General features: G+C 61.0%; 5 protein-coding genes and 2 rRNA genes. All 7 read left to right on the top strand.

Annotated elements, in window-relative coordinates; all coding sequences use genetic code 11:
• The first annotated feature begins 166 nt into the window (after positions 1–166).
• Positions 167–1,582 (top strand): argininosuccinate lyase, encoded by a 1,416-nt coding sequence (gene argH, locus AC1Z36_RS14850; RefSeq protein ID WP_105658126.1) that lies wholly within the window; start codon positions 167–169, stop codon positions 1,580–1,582.
• A 119-nt stretch (positions 1,583–1,701) separates the two neighbouring features.
• Positions 1,702–2,442 (top strand): maleylpyruvate isomerase family mycothiol-dependent enzyme, encoded by a 741-nt coding sequence (locus AC1Z36_RS14845; RefSeq protein WP_105658125.1) that lies wholly within the window; start codon positions 1,702–1,704, stop codon positions 2,440–2,442.
• 105 nt (positions 2,443–2,547) lie between these two features.
• The gene (locus tag AC1Z36_RS14840) at positions 2,548–3,087 is read left to right on the top strand and encodes an adenine phosphoribosyltransferase (RefSeq protein WP_105658124.1); all 540 of its coding nucleotides are present in this window, start codon (positions 2,548–2,550) and stop codon (positions 3,085–3,087) included.
• A 248-nt stretch (positions 3,088–3,335) separates the two neighbouring features.
• Entirely contained in the window at positions 3,336–5,618 is a 2,283-nt protein-coding gene (locus tag AC1Z36_RS14835) for a HelD family protein (protein WP_105658123.1), read from the top strand.
• 190 nt (positions 5,619–5,808) lie between these two features.
• Positions 5,809–7,128, top strand: coding sequence for a tyrosine--tRNA ligase (gene tyrS / locus AC1Z36_RS14830; RefSeq protein ID WP_483561425.1), 1,320 nt, complete (start codon positions 5,809–5,811; stop codon positions 7,126–7,128).
• Positions 7,129–7,650: 522 nt separating this feature from the next.
• Positions 7,651–9,176: ribosomal RNA gene (locus AC1Z36_RS14825) — 16S ribosomal RNA — on the top strand.
• A 598-nt stretch (positions 9,177–9,774) separates the two neighbouring features.
• Positions 9,775–12,906 (top strand): 23S ribosomal RNA (locus AC1Z36_RS14820).
• Together the 16S and 23S rRNA genes form the textbook arrangement of a ribosomal RNA operon.
• Positions 12,907–12,928 lie beyond the last annotated feature (22 nt).

Below are 12,928 nucleotides of genomic sequence, written 5' to 3'. Positions count from 1 at the left end.
GTTTCCTGCGTGTTCCGGAGCCTGGCCAGGCCCCGCAGAGCAGGCCGCAGTGATAAGCATGTGATGCATGAATCGGCACACCGTTGCATAAATATGAGTTACATTGCATAAAGTTTTGCTAGAGTAGGGTGCAACGTCAATTTTCTCCGGCAGAAAGGAACGGGCCATGGCCTCGTCAACAAATGAAGGATCGCTCTGGGGCGGTCGCTTCTCCGGCGGCCCAGCGGATGCAATGGCAGCGCTGAGCAAGTCCACCCACTTCGACTGGCGCCTGGCCAGCTACGATATTGCCGGATCCCGTGCCCATGCCAAGGTGCTGAACCGCGCGGGCCTGCTCACCGATGCCGAGCTGGCAGACATGATCGCTGCCCTGGACCAGCTCGAAGCCGATGTCATCTCCGAGGCCTATGTCGCAGCGCCAACCGACGAAGACGTCCACGGCTCGCTGGAACGCGGCCTGCTGGAGCGCGCCGGCACCGCCCTGGGCGGCAAGCTGCGCGCCGGCCGGTCGCGCAATGACCAGATCGCCACCTTGGGCCGGATGTTCCTGCGCGACCACGCGCGGATCATCGCCCGCGGCGTGATCGACACCCTTGACGCGATGGTCGAGCAGGCCAAGGCGCACCCCTATGCGCCGATGCCCGGGCGCACCCACCTGCAGCATGCCCAGCCGATCCTGCTCTCGCACCTGCTGCTGGCCTACTCCTGGCCGCTGCTGCGCGATGTGCAGCGCCTGGTCGACTGGGACAAGCGTGCCGCCGTGTCGCCCTATGGTTCCGGTGCGCTGGCCGGCCAGACTCTGGGCCTGGATCCGAACTTCGTCGCCGCCGAGCTGGGCTTCGACTCGGCCGTGCACAACTCGATCGACGGCACCGCCGCCCGCGACGTGTTCGCCGAATTCTCCTGGATCGCGGCCATGATCGGCGTGGACCTCTCGCGCGTCTCGGAGGAGGTCATCCTCTGGGCCACCAAGGAATTCAGCTTCGTGAAGCTGCACGACTCCTTCTCCACCGGCTCCTCGATCATGCCGCAGAAGAAGAACCCCGATATCGCCGAGCTGGCCCGCGGCAAGGCAGGGCGCCTGATCGGCGACCTGACCGGCCTGCTGGCTACCCTCAAGGCCCTGCCCCTGGCCTACAACCGCGACCTGCAGGAAGACAAGGAACCGGTATTCGACGCCGCGGACACCCTGGAAATCCTGCTGCCGGCGGTCGCCGGAATGATGGGCACCTTGACCTTCAATACCGAGCGCATGGCGGATCTGGCCCCGCAGGGCTTCGCCTTGGCGACCGACATCGCCGAATGGCTGGTCCGCCAGGGCGTGCCGTTCCGCGATGCCCACGAGCTCTCCGGCGCTGCGGTGCAGCTGGCCGAATCGCGCGGCGTGGAACTGTGGGACCTGACCGACGAGGAATACGCCGGCATCTCCGAGCACCTGACCCCGGCGGTGCGCGAGGTGCTCTCCACCGAGGGTTCGCTGAACGCCCGCAACGGCCAGGGCGGCACCGCCCCGAGCGCGGTCGCAGCGCAGCTCGCCGAGTTCGAGCGACAGCTCGACCAGATCAAGGCCTGGGCCAAGTAGCACCGGGCAGGGCCAAGCGGCCGCCGCGCGGGAAGAATCCTGCCCGGCGGCCGCTTGCGCGTTAACCACGGCTTCGAGCCCTTGCGCATTTGCGCCCGGTTCGCGCTAAAGTGTGATTCATGACTCGACTCCTGGCCCCTGCCGAACTCATCGCGCAGGTCACCACCGCATTGGATGAACTTTCCGTACAGGTGCGGGAGGTTCCCGACACCCAGTACAGCAAGCCCAGTTCGCTGCCGGGCTGGAGCACCGCCCAGCTGATCGCGCATCTGGCCTCCTTCGCGAAGGCCGCCGTGCGCCAGTTCGAGAACGCCGGAGCCCAGCGGCCGCCGCTGATGTACGACGGGGGCGCCGAGGGCCGGATCGAGGCGATCAACATGACCGCGCTGATGCGCCCGGAGTCCCTGCGCGCCTTGGCCGCCGACGCGTTGGCCCAGTTGCGCGCCACCCTGCCTGGTGCCGAAGCCACGTGGGAGCAGCCGGTGGGGTACCGCCCGGGGGCCAAGGCCGCGGACCTGATGTACGCGACCTGGCGAGAGATGCTGATCCACGCCACCGACCTGGACGAATTCCTGCGCCCGGCCGCCAGCTGGCCGCCGGCATTCAGCGCGCATCTGTTCCGGGCGCTCGAAGCCCGCGTTCCGGAAGGAACCCGTCTGGTGCTGCAGCCGCATGGCAAACCCCGGATGGTGCTCGGGGACGGGGCGAAATCGTGGGTGCTCTCGGGCGCCGATTTCGACTTGGCCGCATGGATGGCCGGACGCCCTGCGGCCGGGCCGGTGCAGGTTACCGCGGCCGCCGACGGGGCCGCGGACCCGCAGCTGCTGCCCTGGCCCAGCGATCGCTTGATGAACCGCTAGCCTGGATGGTTAACCGCCGTACCGCATGGACACCGCCCAAAATGTGCTCATGATTATGCACGATCGTGCGGCGTGCGGCGCGCGGAGGGACTAAAATTACTAGGCGTGACTACTTCTGAGAGCATTAGCGACCTGCTGGATCGACTGTGCGAGATCGTGCCCGACTACCCGCAGCCAGGGATCTCCTTCAAGGACCTCACCCCGGTCTTCGCCGACCCGACCGGCCTGCGCCGCATGGTCGACGAGCTGATCGCCCCCTTCGAGGGGCAGTTCGACATCGTCGCGGGCCTCGAAGCCCGCGGTTTCGTGCTGGCGGCGGCCGCCGCCTACGCCTCGGGGAAGGGCATGCTGACCATCCGCAAGGCCGGCAAGCTGCCGCGCGAGGTCTACCGCGACGAGTACACCTTGGAATACGGCACCAGCTGCCTGGAGGTGCACAAGGACGAGATCGCCCCGGGCACCCGCGTGCTGATTCTCGACGACGTGCTGGCCACCGGCGGCACCGTGGGTTCAGCGGTCCGCCTGCTGGAGCAGACCGGTGCCAGGATCGCCGGCGTCGGCGTCGTGCTGGAACTCGATGGCCTCGAAGGACGGGCCAAGCTGCCGGGGCACAAGGTGCTCTCCTTGCAGGTCGTCCACTCCTGAGCCGGGCAGCGCGGTGCCGAAGCGGCAGCCGGGAAGCGGCGCGCAGGTAACAAACCGCCACGCTTCCACGCCGCTGGCGAACAGCCCGGCAGCGGGCCCGGCCAGCGCTTGGCACCGGTGCGCGCGATTACCTGCGCCGGGCCAAAGGCGCGTATCATTATCTGTCCTGTGTTTTTACGTGGGAACCGTTTTACGTAGGGCCCTGTGCTTTGCGCAGGGGCACATTTTGAGCGCGAGGGGAAACTGGGTTGACCGATACGATCGAGGCCGATCTGTTAGCTGAATCCGACTATGTGGGCCGCCTGTACGCGCGGCTGGACGAGTTGCGCGCCGAAAAGGTGGAGCAGCTTGAGCGCACCCGGGCCCAGGGGGCGGTGGGCACCTTCCAGAACATGTCCGAACGCGACTCTTTCGCCACCCTCTACGAGGACCGGATTGCCCAGCTCGACGCCGTCGAGGACCGCCTGGTCTTCGGCCGCCTGGATATGGCAGCCAACGGCCAGGGGCAGGAAGCCGGCAACGGCTCATCCTCCGGCACTCCCCGCTACATCGGCCGCATCGGCCTGTCCGACGAGGACCTGAACCGGCTGATGATCGACTGGCGCGCCAGCGAAGCGGCCCCCTTCTACCAGGCGACCGCGCTGAATCCGCGCGGGGTGCGCCGCCGCCGCCACCTGATGCTCAAGGGCCGGACCGTGGCCGGCATCGAGGACGACGTGCTCGACGAGACCTGGCTGGATGAGGGGCACACCCACCACGGCGAGGGCGCGCTGATGGCCGCTTTGCGCGAGAAGCGCACCGGCCGCATGGGCGATATCGTCGGCACCATCCAGGCCGAGCAGGATGCGATCATCCGCGCGCAGCTGCCCGGCGCCGTCGTGGTCCAGGGCGGTCCGGGCACCGGCAAGACCGCCGTCGCCCTGCACCGCGCGGCGTTCCTGCTCTACGAGTACCGCGAACGGCTGAAGAACGCCGGGGTGCTGATCGTCGGCCCGTCCACTTCCTTCATGCGCTACATCGAGCGCGTACTGCCCTCGCTGGGCGAGACCGGCGTGGTCATGTCCTCGGTGGGCGAGCTCTACCACGGCATCCACGCCGTGCCGGAAACCAACCGCACCGTCGCCCGGCTCAAGGGCCAGCTGTCCATGGCCAGGGTGATCGCCACTGCGGTGCGCAACCGCCAGCGGCTGATTCCGGAAACCCGCACCCTGGTCGTGGAGGGAACCCGCCTGACCCTGACCCCGAAGATGGTCAAGAACGCGCGCGAACGAGCCCGCCACACCCACAAGCCCTACAACGAGGCCCGCGAAACCTTCGTCAAGGTGCTGGTGGGGGACCTGGCCGAGCAGTTGCGCCGCAAGCTGGAGGAATCGGCCGGGCAGTCCTCGACCACCGACCGTTCCTACCTGCCCCAGGAAGTGCGCGAATCGCACGATGTGCGCGTGGCGCTGAACCTGTGCTGGATGCCGATGACCCCGCAGCAGCTGGTGGCCGAGTTGTTCGCCACCCCGCACCTTTTGGCCGCCGCGGCCCCGCACCTGAAGGAAACGGACCGCGACGCCCTGTACCGCCGGGCCGGCTCGCCGTTCACCGAGGCCGATGTGCCGCTGCTCGATGAGGCATCCGGGCTGCTCGGCGAGTTCGCCGACCCGCTGGCCGGCACGCACACCGCCCAGTACGAGGCCGACGTGGAAAATGCCAAGGCCGCGCTGCGCAATATGCACACCATGCTGGAAAACGCCGGCATCGACGGAGTGGTCACCGCTGAGCAGGTGGCCGGAGTGAACCAGGAAACTGCGGCCCGGCTCACGGCCGCTGAACGCGCCGTCGCCGATCGCACCTGGGCCTACGGGCACATCGTGGTCGACGAGGCGCAGGAGCTTTCGCCGATGCAGTGGCGCCTGCTGGTTCGCCGCTGCCCGATGAAGTCCTTCACCATCGTGGGCGACATCGCCCAGACCTCGGCCGCCTCGGGCGCCAGCAGCTGGTCCCAGGCCCTGGAGCCGTTCTTCGGTGAGCGCTTCGAGCTCGAAGAGCTGACCGTCAACTACCGCACCCCGGCGCAGATCGCCGACGCGGCGGTGCGCGTGGCCCAGGCCGCCGGCCTGCGGATCACCACCCCGCAGGCGGTCCGCGAAGGCGACTGGCCACCGGTGCTGACCAAAACCACCGAGGCCGAAGTCCAGGATGCGGTCCTGGCCGCGCTGGGCGAGGAGCTGGAGTACTCGGCCGGGGGACTGCAGGCGATCATCGTGCCTCAGCAGGATCTGGCCCGCATCCGCGCGGCGGTCCAGGACGTGCATGGCGACCGCGTTGGCGCCGGTTCGGGCGGATTGAGCCAGGACATCGTGGTGATCACCGCGCGCGAGTCCAAGGGCCTGGAATTCGACGGCGTGCTGATCCTGGAACCGGCCGAGCTGGTCGACGAGGTGGACGGCGGCGTGGGCGATTTGTATGTGGCGATGACCCGTACCACCCAGCGCCTGCGCGTGGTCCACACCCGCGAACTGCCTGAAGGCCTGGAAAGCTAGCAGCGCACCGCGGGGTCGGCTATGTGACCAAGGGGCGGGCCGGGGAAGTGGCACGAGCCTGCCACCAAGCGATAACCTTAAACCCATGCGCCGGGAAGGCAACCCCAACTCCCGGTGCGATCACAGGTGCACGCAAGCAGCAACGCGGGCACTCGGGGCAGAACGAAGACAGAAAATGGTCACAGTGAGCATGTCTGATACGAAGCAGAATCCCGTGATTGCGGGACAGAGCAACGACGCATCTTTCGAGAACGTCTGGCAGGAACTCAAGTGGCGCGGCCTGGTGCACGTGTCCACCGACGAAACCGAGCTGGAACGAGCCCTGTCCGAAGAGTCTGTGACCTACTATTGCGGGTTCGATCCGACTGCGCCGTCCCTGCATCTGGGCAACCTGGTGCAGTTGCTGAATATGCGCCGCCTGCAGCTGGCCGGCCACAAGCCGCTGGCCCTGGTTGGCGGTTCCACCGGCCTGATCGGCGACCCGCGCCAAACTGCGGAGCGCACCTTGAACACCAGGGAGACGGTGACCGAGTGGGTCGCCAAGCTCCAGGCGCAGGTTTCCCGCTTCCTCTCCGATGAGGGCGAGAACGCGGTGCAGCTGGTCAACAACCTGGACTGGACGCAGCAGCTGTCGGCCTTGGACTTCTTGCGCGATGTGGGCAAGTACTTCCGTGTGGGCACGATGATCAAGAAGGAGATCGTCGCCGCGCGACTGAACTCCGACGAGGGCATCAGCTACACCGAGTTCTCCTACCAGGTGCTGCAGGGCTACGACTTCCTGGAGCTGAACCGCCAGTACGGCTGCACCCTGCAGACCGGCGGCTCGGACCAGTGGGGCAACCTGACCAGCGGCACCGACCTGATCCGCAAGGTCCAGGGCAACTCGGTGCACGCCTACGGCACCCCGCTGATCACCAACTCCGACGGCACCAAGTTCGGCAAGTCCGAGGGCAACGCCATCTGGCTGGATGCCGAAATGTGCAGCCCGTACACCTTCTACCAGTTCTGGCTGAACACCTCCGACGCGGATGTGATCGACCGCTTGAAGGTATTCACCTTCCTGACCCGCGAGCAGATCGCGGAACTGGCAACCGAAGTTGCAGAGCGCCCGTTCAAGCGCGTCGCCCAGCGCACCTTGGCCTGGGAAGTCACTTCCCTGGTTCACGGTGTGGAGGCTACCGAGCAGGTGATCGCCGCTTCGGCTGCGGTCTTCGGCAATGGCGATCTGGGCGCGATTGATCTTCCTACCTTGGAATCGGTTATCGCGGAGCTGCCTTCGGCGAAGGTTGCTGCGGACGATCTGGGCATTTTGAATGTCCTGGTTGCCTCGGGCCTGAGCAAGTCATTGTCCGAAGCACGCCGTACGGTCACTGAAGGTGGCGCCTACGTCAATAACGGCAAGGTTGGCGGCATCGAAACTGAACTGGCCGAGGCGGACTTCCTGCATGGCCGCTACGCGATCGTGCGCCGCGGCAAGAAGAACATGGCAGTGGCTGAACTGGCCAAGTAGGGCCCAGTAACTACCGCACTACACGAAACCGCCGGAAAAGCTTGTGAACCAAGACACTTTTCCGGCGGTTTTGTTGTACCTAATTATGATAATCCCTAGTCAAGTTGGGATTAGTGGCTGAAATTCGACCCGGAGGCCGATTTTGCGTCGTGGCTGAACCCGTGTAGAGTTTTATCTCGCGCCGCTGATCCGGACAGCCTGAGAGGGCGAAACGGAAACGGCGGGGTGAACAAGACTGAAACGTCGAGTTGACAACGGTCAACTTGGTGGTAAGCTTGTAAAGTTGCTCCGGAGCGAAGCAGTCATCGAAGGATTGGTGGTTGTGGTGTCGAGAGTGTTTGTTGTTTGAGAACTCAATAGTGTGCCAAGTTTGTTGATACCGAATATTTTTATTTGGTGAATACATAACATTTGCTTGAGGCATTGCACCCCCGTGCAGTGTTCTTGAGTGTTTTATTATTCGCCAGGACTTCATTGGCTTCGCCCTTATTTTCCAAGGGGTTGCCGGTGGCTTTTTATTTTTTTATGGAGAGTTTGATCCTGGCTCAGGATGAACGCTGGCGGCGTGCTTAACACATGCAAGTCGAACGATGAAGCCCAGCTTGCTGGGTGGATTAGTGGCGAACGGGTGAGTAACACGTGAGTAACCTGCCCCCGACTCTGGGATAAGCCCGGGAAACTGGGTCTAATACCGGATATTACCTTTGACCGCATGGTTGTTGGTGGAAAGATTTATCGGTGGGGGATGGACTCGCGGCCTATCAGCTTGTTGGTGAGGTAATGGCTCACCAAGGCGACGACGGGTAGCCGGCCTGAGAGGGTGACCGGCCACACTGGGACTGAGACACGGCCCAGACTCCTACGGGAGGCAGCAGTGGGGAATATTGCACAATGGGCGAAAGCCTGATGCAGCGACGCCGCGTGAGGGATGACGGCCTTCGGGTTGTAAACCTCTTTCAGTAGGGAAGAAGCGAAAGTGACGGTACCTGCAGAAGAAGCGCCGGCTAACTACGTGCCAGCAGCCGCGGTAATACGTAGGGCGCAAGCGTTATCCGGATTTATTGGGCGTAAAGAGCTCGTAGGCGGTTTGTCGCGTCTGCCGTGAAAGTCCGAGGCTCAACCTCGGATCTGCGGTGGGTACGGGCAGACTAGAGTGATGTAGGGGAGACTGGAATTCCTGGTGTAGCGGTGAAATGCGCAGATATCAGGAGGAACACCGATGGCGAAGGCAGGTCTCTGGGCATTTACTGACGCTGAGGAGCGAAAGCATGGGGAGCGAACAGGATTAGATACCCTGGTAGTCCATGCCGTAAACGTTGGGCACTAGGTGTGGGGGACATTCCACGTTTTCCGCGCCGTAGCTAACGCATTAAGTGCCCCGCCTGGGGAGTACGGCCGCAAGGCTAAAACTCAAAGGAATTGACGGGGGCCCGCACAAGCGGCGGAGCATGCGGATTAATTCGATGCAACGCGAAGAACCTTACCAAGGCTTGACATGTGCCAGACCGCCTCAGAGATGGGGTTTCCCTTCGGGGCTGGTTCACAGGTGGTGCATGGTTGTCGTCAGCTCGTGTCGTGAGATGTTGGGTTAAGTCCCGCAACGAGCGCAACCCTCGTTCCATGTTGCCAGCACGTAAAGGTGGGGACTCATGGGAGACTGCCGGGGTCAACTCGGAGGAAGGTGGGGATGACGTCAAATCATCATGCCCCTTATGTCTTGGGCTTCACGCATGCTACAATGGCCGGTACAATGGGTTGCGATACTGTGAGGTGGAGCTAATCCCTAAAAGCCGGTCTCAGTTCGGATTGGGGTCTGCAACTCGACCCCATGAAGTCGGAGTCGCTAGTAATCGCAGATCAGCAACGCTGCGGTGAATACGTTCCCGGGCCTTGTACACACCGCCCGTCAAGTCACGAAAGTTGGTAACACCCGAAGCCGATGGCCTAACCACCTTGTGTGGGGGGAGTCGTCGAAGGTGGGACTGGCGATTGGGACTAAGTCGTAACAAGGTAGCCGTACCGGAAGGTGCGGCTGGATCACCTCCTTTCTAAGGAGCTAACCATTATTGGTTGCCCATGCTGGACACGAGTGTTGTCCGGGTGGGTTGCTCATGGGTGGAATATCAATGGACTCAATACCGGAAAACGTGCTGGCTGATGCTGGTGCGGGGTATTGGCTGTGGCCGCGTGGTGCTTGGGCATCTGCTAGTACGCATTGCAGGGGGTTTTCTTCTTGCGGTGCTGGAATGCGGTGTGTGGGTGTTGCGTGGTTTGTATGGTTTGGCATGCTGTTGGGTTTTGAGGCAACAAGCCTCCTTTCCTGGTGAATGGTTGCTGGGGTTCTTCCTGTGGGGAGGGTCCTGGTGGTGTTCGCTTGGGTGAGGGGTTCTTGGTGTTTCGGTGTTTGTCCTGTGTTTGCTGCAAGGATGTCCTGTTGGATTGATGCTGGCCTTTGGTTGGTGTTGGTTTTGGGGTGTTGTTGCGGGGGTGCGGGGTTGTTGTTTGGGAACTGTATAGTGAACGCGAGCATCTTGCAGATGAGATGAGCTGGGTAGTCCTTTTCCTTGGATTGCCTGGTGTTGGAGTCTTGTCTGCGTGATTTTGTTAGATTGTTTTATTGCTCATATCTTTTGACTTTGATGTTGTGTTGAAGTTTTTAAGGGCGCACGGTGGATGCCTTGGCATCAAGAGCCGATGAAGGACGTGGGAATCTGCGATAAGCCTGGTGGAGTCGATAACCGGACGTTGAGACCAGGATTTCCGAATGGGGGAACCCCGCACCATGTTATGTGGTGTGACCTGCAGCTGAATGTATAGGCTGTGTGGAGGGAACGCGGGGAAGTGAAACATCTCAGTACCCGCAGGAAGAGAAAACAACAGTGATTCCGTTAGTAGTGGCGAGCGAACGCGGATGGGGCTAAACCGGTTGGTGTGTGATAGCGGATAGGCGTTGCATCACCGGGGTTGTGGGGTCGGCATGTACCAGCGCTATCTTGCTGGTGGGATGAGGTGCAGGCGTATAGGTGAATCGGTTGGAATGCCGGACCATAGAGGGTGATAGTCCCGTAGGTGTAATGCGTGTCTGCCGTTCTAGTGTTGATACCCGAGTAGCACGGGGCCCGTGAAACCTTGTGTGAATCTGCCAGGACCACCTGGTAAGCCTGAATACTACTTGATGACCGATAGTGAATCAGTACCGTGAGGGAATGGTGAAAAGTACCCCGGGAGGGGAGTGAAATAGTACCTGAAACCGTGCGCTTACAATCCGTTAGAGCTGGGGACTTGTTCCCTGGTGATGGCGTGCCTTTTGAAGAATGAGCCTGCGAGTTAGTGTTACGTCGCGAGGTTAACCCGTGTGGGGAAGCCGTAGCGAAAGCGAGTCTGAATAGGGCGTTTGAGTGGCGTGATCTAGACCCGAAGCGAAGTGATCTACCCATGGCCAGGTTGAAGCGCGTGTAAGAGCGTGTGGAGGACCGAACCCACTTCAGTTGAAAATGGAGGGGATGAGCTGTGGGTAGGGGTGAAAGGCCAATCAAACTTCGTGATAGCTGGTTCTCCCCGAAATGCATTTAGGTGCAGCGTTGCGTGTTTCTTGCTGGAGGTAGAGCTACTGGATAGGCGATGGGCCCTACAAGGTTACTGACCTTAGCCAAACTCCGAATGCCGGCAAGTGAGAGCGCAGCAGTGAGACTGTGGGGGATAAGCTTCATAGTCGAGAGGGAAACAGCCCAGAACGCCAACTAAGGCCCCTAAGCGTGTGCTAAGTGGAAAAGGATGTGGAGTTGCTGTGACAACCAGGAGGTTGGCTTAGAAGCAGCCACCCTTGAAAGAGTGCGTAATAGCTCACTGGTCAAGTGATTCCGCGCCGATAATGTAGCGGGGCTCAAGCACACCGCCGAAGTTGCGTCATTCAAATATTAACCTGGTTTCGATTGGGTGTTTGGATGGGTAGGGGAGCGTCGTGTGGACGGTGAAGTCGCGGTGTAAACCAGCGGTGGAGGCCACACGAGTGAGAATGCAGGCATGAGTAGCGAATGACGGGTGAGAAACCCGTCCGCCGAATGATCAAGGGTTCCAGGGTTAAGCTAATCTGCCCTGGGTTAGTCGGGACCTAAGGCGAGGCCGACAGGCGTAGTCGATGGACAACGGGTTGATATTCCCGTACCGGCGAAGGACCGCCCATACTGAGCTGTGGATGCTAACCATGATTGACGCTAGCTGTTGGTGCCTTCGGGTATCTTGCTGGTTGATGTGGTGGGAACCGATGCAGTGAGGTCAGCGTATTAACAGGTGTGACGCAGGAAGGTAGCCGAGCCAGGCAATGGAATTGACCTGGTCCAAGGGTGTAGGAAGAGTGGTTGGCAAATCCGCCGCTCATGTTTCTGAGACCTGATAGGCGCCCCGTTTTCGGGGTGATTCGGTGATCCTATGCTGCCTAGAAAAGCATCGGCGCGAGGTCCAAGTCCGCCCGTACCCCAAACCGACACAGGTGATCAGGTAGAGAATACTAAGGCGATCGAGAGAATCATGGTTAAGGAACTCGGCAAAATGCCCCCGTAACTTCGGAAGAAGGGGGGCCTGCCCCGTGATGAGAACTTGCTTCTCTGATGCGGGTGTGGGCCGCAGAGACCAGGGGGAAGCGACTGTTTACTAAAAACACAGGTCCGTGCGAAGTCGCAAGACGATGTATACGGACTGACTCCTGCCCGGTGCTGGAAGGTTAAGAGGACTGGTTAGCAGTAATGCGAAGCTGAGAATTTAAGCCCCAGTAAACGGCGGTGGTAACTATAACCATCCTAAGGTAGCGAAATTCCTTGTCGGGTAAGTTCCGACCTGCACGAATGGAGTAACGACTTCCCCGCTGTCTCAACCATGAACTCGGCGAAATTGCAGTACGAGTAAAGATGCTCGTTACGCGCAGCAGGACGGAAAGACCCCGAGACCTTTACTATAGTTTGGTATTGGTGTTCGGTGCAGCTTGTGTAGGATAGGTGGGAGACTGTGAAGCTTGGACGCTAGTTCAGGTGGAGTCATCGTTGAAATACCACTCTGGCTGTACCGGTCACCTAACTTCGGACCATGATCTGGTTCAGGGACAGTGCCTGATGGGTAGTTTAACTGGGGCGGTTGCCTCCTAAAATGTAACGGAGGCGCCCAAAGGTTCCCTCAGCCTGGTTGGCAATCAGGTGTCGAGTGTAAGTGCACAAGGGAGCTTGACTGTGAGAGTGACAGCTCGAGCAGGGACGAAAGTCGGGACTAGTGATCCGGCGGCACCTCGTGGAAGGGCCGTCGCTCAACGGATAAAAGGTACCTCGGGGATAACAGGCTGATCTTGCCCAAGAGTCCATATCGACGGCATGGTTTGGCACCTCGATGTCGGCTCGTCGCATCCTGGGGCTGGAGTAGGTCCCAAGGGTTGGGCTGTTCGCCCATTAAAGCGGTACGCGAGCTGGGTTTAGAACGTCGTGAGACAGTTCGGTCCCTATCCGCTGCGCGCGTTGGAAATTTGAGAAGGGCTGTCCTTAGTACGAGAGGACCGGGACGGACGAACCTCTGGTGTGTCAGTTGTACTGCCAAGTGCATCGCTGATTAGCTACGTTTGGAAGGGATAACCGCTGAAAGCATCTAAGCGGGAAGCCTGCTTCGAGATGAGATTTCCATGCACCTTGAGTGTGAGAGGCCCCCAGCTAGACCACTGGGTTGATAGGCAGGATGTGGAAGCAAGGACTAAAGACTTGTGTAGCTGACCTGTACTAATAGGCCGATGACTTTCAACACACAATAAAACAATATTTGAACT

The sequence above is a fragment of the Glutamicibacter sp. BS14 genome (assembly GCF_056934375.1).
Note: the sequence above shows the minus strand (reverse complement) of the source record. Positions and strands in the feature narration are given on the sequence as shown.